The organism is Cohnella rhizoplanae (genome assembly GCF_948329515.1).
GTDB classification, from domain to species: Bacteria; Bacillota; Bacilli; order Paenibacillales; family Paenibacillaceae; genus Cohnella; species Cohnella rhizoplanae.
Genome location: NZ_CAOJCN010000002.1, coordinates 469,896 through 486,379 on the forward strand (window position 1 = coordinate 469,896; position 16,484 = coordinate 486,379).

Here is a 16,484-nt window from a genome sequence, read left to right on the forward strand (position 1 = left end):
GTGCCGTCCGACCGTACCGGTCGCGAGGCGCGCCGGTTTGCCGCGCCACGCAGAGCGCTTCGGCACTCGGCTTCGCTCCAACTTCGCGATTCATTCAACACTTTATATTCCAGGAGGCTACCCATCCATGCAACTCGAAAAATTCGAACTGCCGCAATCCGGCGAACCGATCAAAGTCAACGATAACGGCGTCCTGAACGTCCCTAACAATCCGATCATCCCCTTCATCGAAGGCGACGGCACGGGCCGCGACATCTGGCGCGCTTCCAAGCGCGTGCTCGACGCAGCCGTAGAGAAAGCTTACGGCGGCGAGAAGCAAATCGCCTGGTACGAAGTATTCGCCGGCGAAAAAGCGTTTAATGCTTACGGCGAATGGCTGCCTGCCGACACGCTGACCGCGATCCGCGAATACATCATCGCGATCAAGGGCCCGCTGACGACGCCGATCGGCGGCGGCATCCGCTCCCTGAACGTCGCGCTTCGCCAAGAGCTCGACCTGTACGTGTGCCTGCGTCCGGTTCGTTACTTCGACGGCGTGCCATCGCCGGTCAAGCGTCCCGAGCTGGTCGACATGGTCATCTTCCGCGAGAACACCGAGGACATCTACGCCGGCATCGAGTACCAAGCCGAGACTGCGGACGCGAAGAAGGTCATCGAGTTCCTGCAGCAGCAAATGGGCGTCAAGAAGATCCGTTTCCCGGAGACTTCCGGCATCGGCATCAAGCCGGTATCCAAGGACGGCTCCGAGCGCCTGATTCGCGCCGCGATCGAGTACGCGATCAAGCACAAGCGCAAGTCGGTCACCCTCGTGCACAAGGGCAACATCATGAAGTTCACCGAGGGCGCGTTCAAGAACTGGGGCTACGATCTGGCCGAGCGCGAGTTCGGCGGCCAAGTGTTCACTTGGAATCAATACGACGCCATCAAGGCCGAGCAAGGCGAAGAAGCGGCTAACGCAGCGCAGAAGGCCGCGCTTGCAGAAGGCAAGATCCTCGTGAAGGACGCCATCGCCGACATCGCGCTGCAGCAAGTGCTGACGCGTCCGACGGACTTCGACGTCATCGCGACGCTGAACCTGAACGGCGACTACCTGTCCGACGCCCTGGCTGCCCAAGTTGGCGGCATCGGCATCGCGCCGGGCGCGAACATCAACTACATGACCGGCCACGCCATCTTCGAAGCTACGCACGGCACCGCGCCGAAGTATGCCGACAAGGACGTCGTTAATCCGGGCTCCGTTATCCTGTCCGGCGTCATGATGTTCGAGCACCTGGGCTGGCTCGAAGCGGCGGACCTGATCTACAAGGGTCTGGAAAAGTCCATCAACAACAAGATCGTCACGTACGACTTCGCTCGTCTGATGGAAGGCGCGACCGAGGTGAAGTGCTCGGCGTTCGCGGACGAGATCATTAAGAACATGTAATGAAATTCACCCCCTAAGTCCCCCTTCAAAGGGGGATTCCAAAGGGCGTTGCCCTCTGGACACCCTGTCCGAATAACGATTGCGTGATAGAGTCGGTTCAGGACTGGGCTAGGCGGGGGAGAAACGCTATAAATAACGGTCCTCTTCGTCGGTGCTCCACGTGTCGGCGAGGGGGATTGTTTTTTTAGAGAGATATGGACGGCTGGGCACGGCGATCATTCAGGGCAAGGGAAGAGTAGCGCGGGCGAGGAAACGGGTAACCTATTCGGGAGGAACTTCTAGGAGGGAAAAACGAATGACAATTAAACGGGCGAAAATTACGGTCGTGGGGGCCGGGTTTACGGGCGCGACTACGGCGTTGATGCTGGCGCAGAAGGAATTGGGGGACGTCGTACTGGTCGATATTCCGCAGCTGGAAAATCCGACGAAGGGCAAGGCGCTGGATATGGCGGAAGCTGGACCGGTTCAAGGCTTCGACGCCAAGATCGTCGGCACTGCGGACTATGCGGATTCCGCCGACTCCGACGTCGTCATCATCACGGCCGGCATCGCGCGCAAGCCTGGCATGAGCCGAGACGATCTGGTCAACACCAACGCGGGCATCGTGAAGTCCGTCTGCGAGAACGTGAAGGCTACCAGTCCGAACGCCTATGTCATTATCCTGTCCAACCCGGTCGACGCGATGACTTACGTAGCCAACAAGGCGCTTGGCTTCCCTAAGAACCGCGTCATCGGCCAATCCGGCGTCCTCGACACGGCACGCTACAACACGTTTCTCGCCCAGGCGCTGAACGTCTCCGTCGAAGACGTACGCGGCGTCGTGCTCGGCGGCCACGGCGACGACATGGTTCCGCTCGTGCGCTACACGACCATCGGCGGCATCCCGGTCGACAAGCTGCTGCCAAAGGAAGAGATCGAAGCAATCGTCGCCCGTACGCGCGTCGGCGGCGGCGAGATCGTCAGCCTGCTTGGCAACGGCAGCGCCTACTACGCCCCCGCGGCCTCGCTCGTCCAGATGACCGAAGCGATCCTCAAGGACAAGAAGCGGATCCTCCCCGTCATCGCCTTGCTTCAAGGGGAATACGGTTACGATAACCTGTTTATGGGCGTGCTGGCCGTTCTGGGCGGCGTCGGCATCGAGAAGGTATTCGAACTGGACCTGACGGATGAAGAGAAGGCAGCGCTCGAGAAGTCCGCCGAGTCCGTCCGCAATGTCATCAAGGTCGTCGAAAGCGTGTAAAATGCGCTTGGCCTGCTTTGAGTCCAACTCCAGGGTCCGTGCCTTGGAGTTGTTTTTGCGATACGCTATGCTGCGCGAAGGCGAAGCTGCGAACGAAAGGAAGAGATCCCGATGGCAAACGAGGTATACATAGAGAGAAGGAGTCGCCTGATGGAGACGATGACGCGTCAAGGGATCGGCATCGGTCTCGTGACCTCTCCGACGAACGTCGCTTACTTGACCGGCTTCTCCTGCAACCCGCACGAGCGTTTTTTGGCGCTGGCGCTGGACAGCGATACGCGCGATGCCAAACTTTACGTGCCCCTGCTGGACGCGACCGCGGCGGAAGAGGCGGCATCCGGTCTCGAGATTCTGCCGATCTCGGACAGCGACGATGCATACGAGCTGCTGGGACGGCATTCGCCCGGTCCGGCTGCGGGACAGATCGGCGTCGAGAAGGGCGTCGTCAGTCTGGCCAAGGCCGAGAAGCTTCAAGCCGTATACCCAGGGTCTGGCTTCGCAGACCTCGAGCAGCCGATCCTGGACATGCGGATCGCCAAGAGCGCGGACGAGATCGGCCGCATCCAGCGGGCGGTCGATATCATTGAAGCGGTCATGGCGCACGCCGTATCCCGGGTTCGCGTCGGCATGACCGAGCTGGAGCTGGCGGCGGAGATCGAGCGCAAGATGCGGGAGCTGGGCGCGGACCGTCCGGCCTTCGAGACGATCGTGCTGACGGGGCCGCGTTCGGCGCTGCCGCACGGCGTGCCGGGCCAGCACGCGATCCGGCGCGGCGATTTTCTGCTCATCGACATCGGCGTGCAGGCGGGCGGCTATTGCTCGGACATCACGCGCACCTTTGTCGTCGGCGAAGCCTCCGAAGCGCAGCGCGCCATCTATGAGGCGGTGCTGGCCGCCAACGAAGCGGGTATCGCAGCGGCCGCTGCCGGGGTGCCGGTATCCGCGGTCGATGCCGCCGCGCGCGGGAAGATCGAGGGCGCCGGCTTCGGTCCGCTGTTCACGCACCGGGTCGGACACGGCTTCGGGATGGATATACACGAGCAGCCGTCCATGTCCGGCGTGAACGATACGCTCCTTGCTCCCGGCATGGTGTTCACCGTCGAGCCGGGCGTGTACGATACGGTCGTCGGCGGGGTGCGCATCGAGGATGACGTCTATATTCGCGAGGACGGCACGGCGGGCGTGCTGACGCGTTTTCCCAAGCAGTTAACCCTCATTTCCGCCGAAGATGAAGAGAGGAGCGTGGACCAATGAACGATTTTAAGCAAAAGCTGGGGCGGTATGCCGACCTGATCGTCAGGATCGGAGCGAACGTGCAGCAAGGCCAGACGGTCGTCGTCAACGCGTCGCTCGAAGGAGCGGAGCTGACGCGCCTGGTGGTGAAGAGGTGCTACGAGGCAGGCGCCTATAACGTCAAGGTGTTCTGGGCGGACGAAGCGGTGACGAGGTTGAAATACGACCTGGCGCCGGACGAGGCGTTCAGGGAGGAGCCGAAATGGTCGGCGGCGGAGAAGCTGGAGCTGGCGCGCGCGGGCGCCGCGACGATCAATATTATGTCGGACAATCCCGATCTGCTTAGCGGCGTGCCCGGCAGCCGGATTGCGGATGCGCAGCTGGCCGCGGGCCGGGCGATGAAGGATTACCGGGTGCTGTCGCGCGGCTTCAAGTTCAGCTGGACCATCGCGACGACGCCGTCTCAGGGGTGGGCGGACAAAGTATTCCCGGATGCGCCCGAGTCGGCCCGGATCGGCTTGCTGTGGGACGCCATCTTCAAGCTCGTGCGCGCGGACCGCGAGGACACGCTGGAGGCTTGGGAAGCGCATCTGTCGAATCTGAAGCGCAGGGCCGACACGCTGAACGCCAAGCAATATCGCGCGCTGCGCTACGCGGCGCCGGGCACCGACCTGACGATCGAGCTGCCGACGGATCATGTATGGCTCGGCGGGCGCAAGCAGAACGCGGACGGCGTCTGGTTCGTGCCGAACCTGCCGACCGAAGAAGTGTACACGGCTCCGCGGCGCGAAGGCGTGAACGGCAGGGTGTCCAGCACGAAGCCGCTCAGCTATGCAGGCCGGATCATCGACGGCTTTTCGCTGGAATTCGAGAACGGGAAGGCGATCCGCACTTCCGCCGCCACCGGGGCCGAAGCGCTCGCGACCCTCGTTCAAATGGACGAAGGCGCAGCTTATCTCGGCGAAGTCGCGCTCGTGCCGCACCGGTCGCCGATCTCGGACAGCGGCTTGCTGTTCTTCAAGACGCTGTTCGACGAAAATGCTTCTTGCCATCTGGCCGTCGGCGGCGCCTATTCGTCTTGCATCGCCGGCGGCGCGGACCTCAGCCAGGAAGAGCTGCTGGCGCGCGGGCTAAACAATAGCACGGTGCATACCGACTTTATGGTCGGCTCGGGCGAGCTGGACATTTATGGCGTGACGGCGGACGGCAGCGAAGAGCGGGTGTTCGTCAAGGGCGATTGGGCGTTTTGAATCGGAAAAGGTCCCTTTTCGGCTTGAAAGGGGACCTTTTTTACTTGTTCCCGCGATTTGTGTATACTGAATGGTGACTTGTCTTATTTTGGTTCGGGGGGTACTTATCGCGATGTATGACGTAATGATTTTCTTGCACATCGTCGGAGCGATCGGGATGGGGATCTACGCCATTCTGCCGTTTCTGGCCAAGCGCTTCCGGCAGCTGTCCACGCCGGCCCAAGAAGGCCTTGCCAGCGGTCTCGTGACGGCGGGTCGCATCGGCCAGTATTCCTTGGTCTTGCAGTTGTTGACGGGCGGTTACCTCATCTCGCAATCGGAGTACGAGGTATCTTGGATGGTTACGGTCATCGTGCTGTTCGTCGCGCTCGGCGCATTGTCCGGCATCGTGCAGGCGCCGCTTAAGCGCATCGTGGCAGCCGCTTCCGGCGGCCAGGACGCGTCCGGCAACATCTCTCGCGTGCAGACGCTCAGCTTCATCATTCTCATCCTCTTCCTGGTCGTCGTCTGGCTCATGAAGAATCCGTGGTTTGCTTAATCTATAATCCGGTATATGAATACCCGGAGAGGCTCTGCCCGGCGCGACCAGCGCGGGCGGAGCTTCTTTTGTTCATGCGCGCTTTAATCGGAAAAATCGTCCCGCGCCTGCGCCTGCTCCGACAGCTCGTCGATCGTCTTCTCGAAGCTCGGCGCCAGGCGGTTCAGGAACCAATCCACCTCCGGCATGCAGAGGGCCGACAGCCGCTCCTCGAACTGCTTGCGCGCGGTGGCGAATTCCCGGTTGCCCGCGGACATCTCGGAGACGCATTTGAGATAGCCGTCGAGAATGTCCGCCGCCTTGACGTAACGATTCAGCTCGTCCTCCTGAGACTGCCTTGTCAGCAGCGGTTCGTACGTACGCGCGAGCTCGGGCGGCACGGTCTCGAGCAGGCGCTGGGCGGCCAGCCGCTCCAGATCCCTGAAGTTGGACAGGATGGCCGGGTTGTGATGCTTGACGGGCGTCGGGATATCTCCGGTGAACACCTCCGTCGCATCGTGGAACAGCGCGCGCCCCGCCGCCTTGTCGGGATCGACCTCGCGGCCGTACACGTCCCGCGCGATCGTACAGAGCAGGTGGGCGAGCAGCGCGGTGTGATAGGAGTGCTCCGCTACGTTTTCTTGGGTCGAATTGCGCATGAGACTCCATCGCTCGATATAGCGGAGACGGTACAGGTACGCGAGAAAATGATGCTGCTGCACGTTCGTTGACCTCCTATTCGATTTTCCTAGTATGAATATACCTTACGGTCTGTGGGGTCGCACAGCAAGGTTCTGTTAAGTTGGGCCGAATTTACACTGCGCTAATACTCCTGTGTTAAGATGGAGAAAAGTCGGCATCGGGAGGATTAACTATACGCATGACAGGCCGCACGGGCGCGCAAATGAGTAAATTCCGATTGAAACTGACTGCCTTGTTCATGCTGCTCATCGGCTTGTCCGTGCTGGCGGCCGGCATCTTTACGGGGCAGTTCTACAAGCATAATCATCTCGAAGCGCTGAGGAGCCACATGGAAACGCAGCTTCGCGTCCTCTCCGCGGCCGCGCCTTGGCCCGGGGACCAAACGGCGGCGGAGCAGTCCGAATACCTCCAGGCGCAGGCGACCCGCTTCAAGGAGCTGGCGGACATGCGGGTGACGTACGTAGCGCCGAGCGGCGAAGTGCTCGGGGATTCCGACCATGCGCCGGGCACGATGGACAACCACTCCGACCGCGAGGAGGTCCGCGAGGCGCTGGCGTCGGGCTTCGGCCAGAGCATCCGCCACAGCGGTACGCTGGACGAGAATATGCTGTACGTCGCGTATGCGGTGAAGGACGACGCGTCGCAGCGGCCGCTCGGCGTCATCCGCCTGGCGATGTCGCTCTCCGCCGTCGAGCACAGCCTGGACCGCATGTGGCTGGCGCTCGCGCTCGGACTGCTGGCGGTGTTCGCGCTAGCCGCGCTCGTCAGTTACAGGGTGGCGCTCAGCGTTACGCGGCCGCTCGAGCGCATGACGGCGGCGGCCAAGCGGATGGCGGGGATGGACTACAAGGTCCGCATTCCCGACGCGGGCAAGGACGAGATCGGCGAGCTGGGCAGGGCGCTCAACGCGATGGCCGCCAACCTGCAGGATCATATGGGCGAGATCCGCAGGAACGAGCTCCATCTGCAATCGGTGCTCGACCATATGATCAGCGGCGTCGTCATGATCGGTCCGGACGGCCGTATCCGCATCTACAACCGCAGCGCGGAGCTGCTGCTGGGCAGCCTGGCGCGGGAGCGGGTCGGCCGCAGCTATACCGAGGCCAAGCAGCAGTACGAATTGCTGCAGCTGATCCGCAGCGGCTTCGAGACAGGCGAGCCGATTCACGAGGAGCTCACGGTCTATTACCCGGAGGAGCGCCTCCTGGAGCTGCATCTGGTGCCGATCCCGATGGACGACGATACGGCGCCGGGCCTGCTCCTGGTCCTGCAGGACGTGAGCGCGATCCGGCGTCTGGAGCGGATGCGCAGCGAGTTCGTCGCGAACGTCTCGCACGAGCTCAAGACCCCGGTCGCCGCGGTCAAGGGCTTCGCGGAGACGCTGCTCGCGGGCGCGGTGAACGATCCGGAGACCGCCAGGTCGTTCCTCAAGATCATCCAAGAGGAGAGCGACCGGTTGAACCGCCTGATCGGCGACATTCTGGAGCTCTCCAAGATCGAATCGCGTCGTTCGCCGCTGCAATTTTCCCCGATCGATCTGAAGACGTTCCTGGAGCGGCAGCTCGAGTTCCTCGGACCGGAAGCTTCCAAAAAGGAAATCGCGCTGGAGCTCGACGTGCCCGAGGAGCTCTTCATCGAGGCCGACGAGGACCGGCTCGGGCAGATTACCCTCAACCTGCTGCAGAACGGCATCAGCTATACGCCGGAGGGCGGCCGGGTGAAGGTCAGGGCCACCGTCGTCGAGCCGGAAGACGAGGCTGACGGAGAAGAGCGCGTCCGCATCACCGTATCGGATACGGGGATCGGCATTCCGAAGAAGGACCTGCCCCGTATCTTCGAGCGATTCTACCGGGTGGATAAGGCCCGCTCCAGAAGTTCGGGGGGCACGGGACTCGGACTGTCGATCGTCAAGCACCTTGTAGAGCTGCATCACGGCGCGATCCGGGTGGAGAGCGCGGTCGGCGTAGGCTCGACTTTTATCATCGAGCTGCCGCTGATCCAAGACTATTAGCGACATGTGATTTTACACGGCGTTTACCTTGGGATGATACTTAATTTACGGCGGCATGATAAATTGACTGAAGAGGCCGGGACGTCAGACCGACCGATCGGACTGGAGGAGCTTATGTCGGACAAGGTGCTGATTATTGAGGACGAACCTACGATAGCGCGTCTGGTCACCTACAATCTGTCGCAGGACGGATACGAGACCGAAGTGATCGGCAATGGCGCCGAGGGTCTCCATAAGGCGATTCACGACGAGTATGCCATTATATTCCTTGACTTGATGCTGCCGGGCATGAACGGCTTCGAGGTGCTGCAGAAGCTGCGCCAGCACGGCGTGAAGACGCCGGTCATCATCCTCACCGCCCGCAACGCGGAGGAGGAGGTCGTGCAGGGGCTCAAGCTGGGCGCGGACGACTATATCACCAAGCCGTTCGGCGTCGCGGAGTTGCTCGCCCGCACGTCCGCCGTGCTGCGGCGGTCGCGCAACGAGGAGGCCAGACCCAAGGCCGACCCGGCGGGGGAAAAGGTCATCTCGCTCGGCGCGCTGCAGATCTATCCGGACAAATACGAGGTACAGGTCGGCAGCGAATGGATCACGCTCCGCCCCAAGGAATTCGAGGTGCTGCTGTACCTGGCCGAGCGGCCCGGGATCGTCATCACCCGCGACGACCTGATGAACGTCGTCTGGGGTTTCGATTATATCGGCGGACAGCGGACGGTCGACGTGCATGTCAGCTCGCTGCGCAAGAAGCTAGAGCTGAACCAGCAGTCGGTGCAGATCGAGTCGATCCGCGGCGTCGGCTACAAGCTGACCGTCAGCCGGAAGACCGGCATCGCGGGAAAAGCGTAATCGGAAGGTCAAGCAGGACGAATTCGCCCGTAATGGACGGCGGATTCGTCTTCTTTGTGTTAAAATGGGGGCACGATTAAAGGAGTTGACTCGGAATATGAACGACTATATCACGCAGCGGGACGGCGTTTTCCCCTCCGTCTGTTCGCTCGACTGCCCGGACCAATGCGGCTTGCTCGTGCACAAGCGGGACGGCGTCATCGTCAAAGTCGAAGGGGACCCGGATCACCCGGTTACCCGCGGCGCGATCTGCAACAAGGTGCGCCATATGGCTGCGCGCATCTACGACGACAAGCGGCTAAGCACGCCGCTGAGGCGCGTCGGTCCCAAGGGCGAGGGAAGGTTCGTGCCGATCTCCTGGGACGAGGCGATCGCGGAGATTACCGGACGCTGGCAGGCGTTGATCGCGTCGCAGGGCCCGGAGAGCATCCTGCCTTACAGCTTCTACGGTAATATGGGCCGGATCGGGACGGAGGGCATGGGCACGCGCTTTTTCAACCGGATGAACGCATCCGAGCTCGACCAGACGATCTGCGAGGCCGCAGGCACGGTCGGTTACCGGTACACGATGGGCGGCAGCTACGGCACCGATCCCGAGGAGACGGTCCATGCCAAGCTGTTCATTTTCTGGGGCATCAACGCGGTCAGCACCAACATGCATCAGGTCACGATCGCGGAGCAGGCGCGCAAGGCCGGCGCGAAGATCGTCGCCATCGACGTGCACCGCAACCGGACGGGCAAATGGGCGGATTGGTTCATTCCGCTGCGTCCCGGCACCGATACGGCGCTGGCGCTCGGGATCATGCACGTGTTATTTGCGGAAGGGATGACGAACGAGGCGTTCTTGCGCGAGTATACCGAAGGCCATGAGGAGCTGCGCGCGCATGCGGCGGCATACGATCCGGCGACCGTATCCGGGATCACCGGCGTGCCGGAGGCGGACATCTTGGAGCTTGCCCGGCTGTACGGACGGACGACGCCGTCCTTCATCCGCATCGGCAACGGGATTCAGCACCACGACAACGGCGGCATGAACGTACGCGCGATCTCCTGCCTGCCCGCGCTGACGGGGCAGTGGCTCGTGCCGGGCGGCGGCGCGATCAAGGGCAACGGCGGCTATGTCGGGCATAACGCCAAGGCGCTCGAGCGCCCCGATCTGCGCGGCGGCCGGCAGGCGCGCCGCGTCAACATGAACCGGATCGGCAGCGCGCTGCTGGAGCTGACGCCGCCGATCTCGTCCCTTTACGTGTACAACAGCAACCCTGCCGTCGTCGCGCCGGAATCGAACAAGGTGAGGGAAGGGCTGGCGCGCGAGGACTTGTTCACCGTCGTGCACGACTTGTTCCTGACGGAGACGGCGAGGTACGCGGACATCGTGCTGCCTGCGACGTCGGCGTTCGAGAACACCGATTTGTACCATTCTTACTGGCATCATTACGTGCAGATTCAAGAGCCGGTCATCGCGCCCTACGGCGACAGCAAATCCAACAATGACGTATTCCGGCTGCTCGCCGCGGGCATGGGGTACGAGGAAGAGGCGTTCAAGGACGACGATGCGGCGATGATTCGACAGGCCGTCGATTTCCCGGGCAATCCTGCCTATGGACCGATTACCTATGAAGCGTTGGTCGACCGGAAGTTCGTGCGCGCCGACGTGAAGCCGCTGCTCCCGGGCAGGCTGCGGACGCCGAGCGGCAAGATCGAGCTGTATTCGCGGACGATGGAACGGCACGGCTTGCCGCCGATGCCGACGTATGCGCCGCTGCCGGACGACGGGGACTATCCGTTCGCGTTCATTCCGGCGCCGAACCACAACTTTCTGAATTCCACCTTCTCCAACAACGACAAGCACGCGGGGATGGAGAAGGCGCCCAAGCTGCACATGAACGCGGCGGACGCGGCTGCGCTCGGCATCGCAAACGGCGAAGAGGTACGGATCCGGAACGGGCGAGGCGAGGCTTGGCTCACCGCGGCGGTCGGCGAAGATGTGCTGCCCGGCGTCGTGGTCAGCCAAGGGCTATGGGCGGACAGAGCCGACGGGCGCAGCGCTACGGTCAACGCGCTCACGCCGGACCGGCTGTCCGACATGGGCGGCGGCGCGGTATTTTTCTCCGGCCGCGTGGCGGTGGAGAAGGCTGCGCAGACAGTCGGCAGCGCCGTGATCTAGAGGCGCATTGAGCGATAGAGTAGAAGCAGGAGGCTCGCTCCTGCTTCTTTTTTGCGTGCATCGGACTCGGCCCGGCGGACGGGCGGAGGCGCATCGCCTTCACTAGAAGAGGCGATGTGGCGGTTTGGTTGGTACGGGAGCGCATCGCCTTCACTAGAAGAGGCGATGTGGCGGTTTGGTTGGCGCGGAGGCGCATCGCCTTCACTAGAAGAGGCGATGTGGCGGTTTGGTTGGTACGGGAGCGCATCGCCTTCACTAGAAGAGGCGATGGGGCAATTGGGTTGGTGCGGAGGCGCATCACCTTCACTAGAAGAGGCGATGGGGCAATTGGGTTGGTGCGGAGGCGCATCGCCTTCACTAGAAGAGGCGATGTGGCGGTTTGGTTGGGGCGGGAGCGCATCGCCTTCACGAGAAGAGGCGATGCCACCGGTGACGGTCGCTCCAGCTTGACAAATTAGTGATATAAATTTAAACTAAATCTAAGTTTAAATCGTATGCTATCTATTTCAAATAAAGAGGGGATTCCCATGACAAAGCGCAATCTGACGGCCCCCCGCAAGCTCGTCTACGACATCGTGATGCGCGCCGACGATCATCCGACGGCCGCCGATATCATTGACCGGCTCAAGTCGCAGGGACAGTCCGTCGCCTACGCCACCGTCTACAATTCGCTTCGCTATCTGACCGACGAAGGGTTGATCCGCGAGCTGAAGCTCGAGGGCAAGACGAGCCGCTACGACGGCCGCGACGAGGATCACGCGCATATCGTATGCGCGTCCTGCGGGCGCGTCGACGAGGTCATGACGCCGCCGCCGGCCGAGTGGCTCGCGCTGGTCGCCGAGGAGAGCGGGTACGCGCTCACGGAAGAACAATTTATATTCAGAGGAGAGTGCCCCGCATGCCGGACATCCAAGCCGAAGAACTGATGGGCGCGTATTGCGACACGACGCGGAGGATCGCGGTCGTCAGCGCGTACCCGGCCCGGCTGCAGCCGCTGCTGGCTGAGCTGACGACGCGCTGCTACGACGTGCTCGTCTTCCGGCATGGGCAGGAGGCGTTGCTCTCCTCCCTCCAGATCGACCTGCTCGTCGCCGACCGCTCGATCGCGGGACAAGATCCGCTGAGCGGGATGGCCGAGCTCAAGGTACCCGCGCTGTATCTCGTGGATCCCGCAGGGCAAGGGACGGCATCCGCGGATGCCGCCTCGAGCGAGGCATGGCCCGGAGAGATCGGACCGCTGCTGGCCCGCATCGAAGACATGGCAGGCAAGAGCGCGCCGCAAGCGGGACCCGACGAGGCCGTATTCAAGGATGTGCGCATGGATCTGCGCCGCGTGACCGTGCAGCAGGACGGGCGGAGGATCGAGTTCACCAAGACCGAGTTCGATATCTTGCGGACGCTGCTTATGGCCGGGGGCGGCGTGCTGTCCCGCCAGGACCTCATGGAGAAGCTGTGGGGAGAGGGCTTCTTCGGCGGCAGCAACTCCATCGACGTTCATATCAAAAGTCTGCGCAAGAAGCTGGGCGACGATCCGAAAAATCCGCGATACATCGTAACGGTTCGCGGCGTAGGCTATCGCACGGCGGACTAGGCGCGCGGCGCGTCCTTCTTCATGAAACGTTCATGCCGCCTTCATTCGGCCTTCATGCCGCGGATGCGGCGCGATGATAAGATAGATTCATACGAACGGCAAGCGTCGAAAGGAGAGCGTCATATGAGACATACCATTATCGTAGGCACCGGCCCCGCGGGGTTGACGGCTGCCATCTACCTCGCACGCGCAGGACTCTCGCCTCTCGTCATCGAAGGGCCGGAGCCCGGCGGACAGTTGACGACGACGACCGAAGTGGAGAATTTTCCGGGATTCCCGGATGGTATCATGGGCCCGGAATTGATGGATAATATGCGCAAGCAGGCGCAGCGCTTCGGCGCCGAATTCCGCAGCGGCTGGGTGACGAAGGCGGATCTGTCGCAGCGTCCGTTCACGCTCACGGTCGACGGCAAGGAAGAGCTGCAAGCCCAGACCGTCATCGTATCGACCGGCGCTTCGGCCAAGTACCTGGGCATCCCCGGGGAAAAGGACAACGTCGGACGCGGCGTGAGCACCTGCGCGACCTGCGACGGCTTCTTTTTCCGCGGCAAGAAGATCGTCGTTATCGGCGGCGGCGACTCGGCGATGGAGGAAGCGAACTTCCTGACCCGCTTCGCATCGGAAGTCGTGCTCGTCAATCGCCGCTCCGAGCTGCGCGCCTCGAAGATCATGCAGGAGCGCGCCCGCGAGAACGGCAAGATCAGCTGGAGCTTGAACCGCACGCCGCTTGAAGTCGTTGCCGGGCCGCTTGGCGTGAAGGGTCTCAAGGTACGCAACAACGAGACGGGCGAAGAGGAATTGATCGAGGCGGAAGGCGTATTCGTGGCGATCGGCCACACGCCGAACACGAAGTTCCTGGAAGGTCAGCTGAAGACGGACGAGACCGGCTACATCCTCGTCACGCCGGGCACGACCGAGACCAACATTCCCGGGGTATTCGCCTGCGGCGACGTTCAGGACAGCAAGTACCGCCAGGCGATCAGCGCCGCCGGAACGGGCTGCATGGCCGCCTTGGACTGCGAACGCTTCTTGGAAGCGAACGAGTCGCCGGCTTCGATTGCCGCCGTTTTCTAAGACTTAAGCCGGTAGAACATGTCATGCCAGCGTTATCCCCGATTCGCGACAAACTACACCTAGGAGGAATCATCCCATTATGACGACGCTCGCCAACCCTTATCCATTCGCCAAGGTCGGTCTGCCCGCACCTACCTTTAACCTGCTGTCCACGCAAAACCTCGACTCGCTCGAGACGAAGATCTCGCTCGAAGATTACCGCGGCAAATGGCTCGTTTTCTTCTTCTGGCCCTTCGACTTCACCTTCGTGTGCCCGACCGAGATTCGCGGCTTCAGCGACAGCTACGACGAGTTCAAGGCACTGGGCTGCGAAGTGCTTGGCGCATCGGTGGACAGCATCTATACGCACAAAGCCTGGATCGATACGCCGGTCGAACAGAACGGCATCGGCGCCATCAAGTTTCCGATCGTGTCCGACTTCACCAAGGAGACGGCGCATGCGTACGGCATTCTTGACGATGTCAGCGGCGCGGCGCACCGCGGCCTGTTCATCGTCGATCCCGAAGGCGTGCTGCGCTACCAGGTCGTCACCGACATGAACGTCGGCCGCAGCGTGGACGAGACCCTCCGCGTTCTGCAGGCGCTCCAATCCGGCGGTCTGTGTCCGGTGAACTGGAAGCCCGGCCAGAAGACGCTCGGCTAAATCCTATCCTTACGCATGAGACAGACCGGAAGCGCGGCTTCCGGTCTGTTGCCCGTTCACCGGCGTATCGCTTCACGCATGGGCGCAATGGGGAAAGTGCTAAGAGGCGGAAATGGACGAAAACGAACGGCGGATTAAGAGAACAGGAGTGTGAAACGCTATGAACGAGATCGTCTCGCTGCTGATGCAGCACCGATCCGTACGCGCCTTCGAAGGATCTCCGCTGCCGGAGGAAGATCTCAGAGTGATTGTCGCGGCGGGCCAGATGGCATCGACGTCGAGCAACGTGCAAGCTTACAGCGTCATCGCGGTGACCGACCCGGCGCTGAGGCGCGAGCTGTCCGTCTTGACGGGCAATCAGGAATACGTGGAGACATGCGCCGTATTTCTCGTGTGGTGCGCGGATCTGAACCGCCTGTCGCATGCCGCCGCCAAGTATATCCCGGACGGCAGCGACACGTACGCGGACTCCGCGGAGAACTTTATCGTCGCGACGGTGGACGCCGCGCTCGCCGCTCAGAACGCCGCGATCGCGGCAGAATCCATGGGTTACGGCGTTTGCTATATAGGCGGGATTCGCAACCGGATCGCGGAAGTGTCCGCCCTGTTGAATGTGCCGGAGCTGGCCTATCCCGTATTCGGCATGTGCGTCGGGGTGCCCGGACAGCTGAGCGGGCAGCGTCCCAGATTGCCGGTCGATGCGGTGCTTCATATGAACGCGTACGACGCGGAAAAAGCGCTCGGCAGCGTCGCGGACTACGACGAGACCATGACCCGCTACCTGCGGATGCGCACGGATGGCCGCAAGAGCACGCCTTGGACGGAGATCATGGCGGAATGGCTGACGAGGCCCAATCGGCTCCATATGCTGGACTTTTTGAACAGCAAGGGTTTTCTGAAGCGTTAACGGCGCAGCCGGCTGAATGTTCACGCGTTCGACCTTGTCGCCGAACGTTCCCGTGTCCTATACTACTATCCATTGCGACAAGGCTGTGAAGGAGGATGGACGCGATACTGAGATCTATTGGGAAAGGGACCGCCGCCGCCCTGTTGTCGGCACTGCTGCTGGCGGGATGCGCGTCTGGCGATTCGAATTCGGCGAGCGATTCGCCGGGCGCGGCTGCGACGTCATCGGCCCAGGCTTCCGCATCGGCGGCGGCGGCGCTGCCTGCGGACGGAGAGCAGAAGTCCTACCACTTCGATCTGAAGTCGACCGGAGTCGAGCCGCTGCCGGCGTGGGCGGGCAAGGTCGATATGACCAAGAAGGATCCGCTCTACGTGTCCGGCACCGACCTCGAGGGCGCGCTGTCGATCGATCTTAAGGTAGTCCGCAAAGGGAGCTTCCTGATCGCCGGCGGAGAAGGCGTGCTGTGGAATGGCCAGCGCTCGGTGAAGTTCGCGCTGCCGGATACGTCCACGTTGCTCGAGAAGCCGCTGAGCGCGGACGGTACGCTCGTGTACGGCGGTCTTCAAGCGCATTCGGACGAGATCGGCCGGGACTTCTCGTTCGATCTCCGATTCGTGCCCGAGGCCGGAGAGCTGGAGCTGCGCCTGCCGAACCGGGACGGGCTGATCCTGTTCGGCGGCAGCGCTGCGCTCGAGCGCCACAAGGAGGAAGTCGCCCGGGTGACCTCGGGCAGCTAACGGGCTTGCCTCTCGCGCAGCCATCACGATGCAGGCCGCAGGGCATGCGCTCGCATGCGCCTATAAAGTTTCTTGACGATAAAGGAACGATAAACGTATAATTTATTTAAAATCCGATATGCAAGATCGGAATAACGAAAAGG

The 16,484-nt window shown here is 62.1% G+C and carries 15 protein-coding genes; 14 read left to right on the plus strand and 1 reads right to left on the minus strand.

The window, feature by feature from the left end; all coding sequences use genetic code 11:
• Positions 1 to 127 precede the first annotated feature (127 nt).
• The 5 genes from icd to PQG80_RS06240 all read left to right on the plus strand — a co-directional run bounded on the left by icd (position 128) and on the right by PQG80_RS06240 (position 5,684).
• Complete coding sequence (icd, locus tag PQG80_RS06220; protein ID WP_271750357.1) at positions 128 to 1,423, plus strand: NADP-dependent isocitrate dehydrogenase; 1,296 nt, start codon at positions 128 to 130, stop codon at positions 1,421 to 1,423.
• 295 nt (positions 1,424 to 1,718) lie between these two features.
• Positions 1,719 to 2,663: a malate dehydrogenase gene (mdh, locus tag PQG80_RS06225; RefSeq protein ID WP_271750358.1), complete on the plus strand. Its 945-nt coding sequence runs from the start codon at positions 1,719 to 1,721 to the stop codon at positions 2,661 to 2,663.
• A gap of 111 nt (positions 2,664 to 2,774) precedes the next feature.
• Entirely contained in the window at positions 2,775 to 3,917 is a 1,143-nt protein-coding gene (locus PQG80_RS06230) for a M24 family metallopeptidase (protein ID WP_271750359.1), read from the plus strand.
• Complete coding sequence (locus PQG80_RS06235) at positions 3,914 to 5,146, plus strand: aminopeptidase (RefSeq protein ID WP_271750360.1); 1,233 nt, start codon at positions 3,914 to 3,916, stop codon at positions 5,144 to 5,146. Before PQG80_RS06230 ends, PQG80_RS06235 begins: the two co-directional genes overlap by 4 nt.
• Positions 5,147 to 5,258: 112 nt before the next feature.
• Positions 5,259 to 5,684: a DUF2269 family protein gene (locus tag PQG80_RS06240; RefSeq protein WP_271750361.1), complete on the plus strand. Its 426-nt coding sequence runs from the start codon at positions 5,259 to 5,261 to the stop codon at positions 5,682 to 5,684.
• Positions 5,685 to 5,767: 83 nt separating this feature from the next.
• Here the strand turns inward: PQG80_RS06240 and yfbR are convergent, their stop codons facing one another.
• The gene (gene yfbR, locus PQG80_RS06245; protein WP_271750362.1) at positions 5,768 to 6,385 is read right to left on the minus strand and encodes a 5'-deoxynucleotidase; all 618 of its coding nucleotides are present in this window, start codon (positions 6,383 to 6,385) and stop codon (positions 5,768 to 5,770) included.
• A gap of 182 nt (positions 6,386 to 6,567) precedes the next feature.
• On the opposite strand from yfbR, the gene pnpS reads away from it, so the two are divergent.
• From pnpS to PQG80_RS06290, 9 genes are all read left to right on the plus strand, one after another.
• A complete protein-coding gene (gene pnpS / locus PQG80_RS06250; protein WP_271750500.1) occupies positions 6,568 to 8,376 on the plus strand; it encodes a two-component system histidine kinase PnpS in 1,809 nt (602 codons plus the stop codon).
• A gap of 114 nt (positions 8,377 to 8,490) precedes the next feature.
• Entirely contained in the window at positions 8,491 to 9,222 is a 732-nt protein-coding gene (locus PQG80_RS06255; protein WP_271750501.1) for a response regulator transcription factor, read from the plus strand.
• A 97-nt stretch (positions 9,223 to 9,319) separates the two neighbouring features.
• A complete protein-coding gene (locus PQG80_RS06260; protein WP_271750363.1) occupies positions 9,320 to 11,389 on the plus strand; it encodes a molybdopterin-containing oxidoreductase family protein in 2,070 nt (689 codons plus the stop codon).
• Positions 11,390 to 11,916: 527 nt separating this feature from the next.
• Positions 11,917 to 12,315 carry a Fur family transcriptional regulator gene (locus PQG80_RS06265; RefSeq protein WP_271750364.1) on the plus strand — a complete coding sequence of 133 codons (399 nt, stop codon included), beginning with the start codon at positions 11,917 to 11,919 and terminating at the stop codon, positions 12,313 to 12,315.
• Complete coding sequence (locus PQG80_RS06270) at positions 12,288 to 12,980, plus strand: winged helix-turn-helix transcriptional regulator (protein WP_271750365.1); 693 nt, start codon at positions 12,288 to 12,290, stop codon at positions 12,978 to 12,980. The genes PQG80_RS06265 and PQG80_RS06270 overlap by 28 nt, the downstream gene beginning before the upstream one ends.
• Before the next feature lie 123 nt (positions 12,981 to 13,103).
• On the plus strand, positions 13,104 to 14,054 hold the full coding sequence (gene trxB / locus PQG80_RS06275) for a thioredoxin-disulfide reductase (RefSeq protein WP_271750366.1): 951 nt from the start codon (positions 13,104 to 13,106) through the stop codon (positions 14,052 to 14,054).
• 79 nt (positions 14,055 to 14,133) lie between these two features.
• The gene (locus PQG80_RS06280) at positions 14,134 to 14,697 is read left to right on the plus strand and encodes a peroxiredoxin (RefSeq protein WP_271750367.1); all 564 of its coding nucleotides are present in this window, start codon (positions 14,134 to 14,136) and stop codon (positions 14,695 to 14,697) included.
• A 160-nt stretch (positions 14,698 to 14,857) separates the two neighbouring features.
• A complete protein-coding gene (gene nfsA, locus PQG80_RS06285; RefSeq protein WP_271750368.1) occupies positions 14,858 to 15,604 on the plus strand; it encodes an oxygen-insensitive NADPH nitroreductase in 747 nt (248 codons plus the stop codon).
• Between the two features lie 95 nt (positions 15,605 to 15,699).
• Complete coding sequence (locus PQG80_RS06290) at positions 15,700 to 16,341, plus strand: hypothetical protein (protein ID WP_271750369.1); 642 nt, start codon at positions 15,700 to 15,702, stop codon at positions 16,339 to 16,341.
• The last annotated feature ends 143 nt before the right edge of the window (positions 16,342 to 16,484 follow it).

Bases quoted from the DNA above. Each gene is read 5' to 3' on its own strand.
- icd (WP_271750357.1), top strand. From the start codon at position 128: ATGCAACTCGAAAAATTCGAACTGCCGCAATCCGGCGAACCGATCAAA.
- mdh (WP_271750358.1), top strand. From the start codon at position 1,719: ATGACAATTAAACGGGCGAAAATTACGGTCGTGGGGGCCGGGTTTACG.
- PQG80_RS06230 (WP_271750359.1), top strand. From the start codon at position 2,775: ATGGCAAACGAGGTATACATAGAGAGAAGGAGTCGCCTGATGGAGACG.
- PQG80_RS06235 (WP_271750360.1), top strand. From the start codon at position 3,914: ATGAACGATTTTAAGCAAAAGCTGGGGCGGTATGCCGACCTGATCGTC.
- PQG80_RS06240 (WP_271750361.1), top strand. From the start codon at position 5,259: ATGTATGACGTAATGATTTTCTTGCACATCGTCGGAGCGATCGGGATG.
- pnpS (WP_271750500.1), top strand. From the start codon at position 6,568: ATGAGTAAATTCCGATTGAAACTGACTGCCTTGTTCATGCTGCTCATC.
- PQG80_RS06255 (WP_271750501.1), top strand. From the start codon at position 8,491: ATGTCGGACAAGGTGCTGATTATTGAGGACGAACCTACGATAGCGCGT.
- PQG80_RS06260 (WP_271750363.1), top strand. From the start codon at position 9,320: ATGAACGACTATATCACGCAGCGGGACGGCGTTTTCCCCTCCGTCTGT.
- PQG80_RS06265 (WP_271750364.1), top strand. From the start codon at position 11,917: ATGACAAAGCGCAATCTGACGGCCCCCCGCAAGCTCGTCTACGACATC.
- PQG80_RS06270 (WP_271750365.1), top strand. From the start codon at position 12,288: ATGCCGGACATCCAAGCCGAAGAACTGATGGGCGCGTATTGCGACACG.
- trxB (WP_271750366.1), top strand. From the start codon at position 13,104: ATGAGACATACCATTATCGTAGGCACCGGCCCCGCGGGGTTGACGGCT.
- PQG80_RS06280 (WP_271750367.1), top strand. From the start codon at position 14,134: ATGACGACGCTCGCCAACCCTTATCCATTCGCCAAGGTCGGTCTGCCC.
- nfsA (WP_271750368.1), top strand. From the start codon at position 14,858: ATGAACGAGATCGTCTCGCTGCTGATGCAGCACCGATCCGTACGCGCC.
- PQG80_RS06290 (WP_271750369.1), top strand. From the start codon at position 15,700: ATGGACGCGATACTGAGATCTATTGGGAAAGGGACCGCCGCCGCCCTG.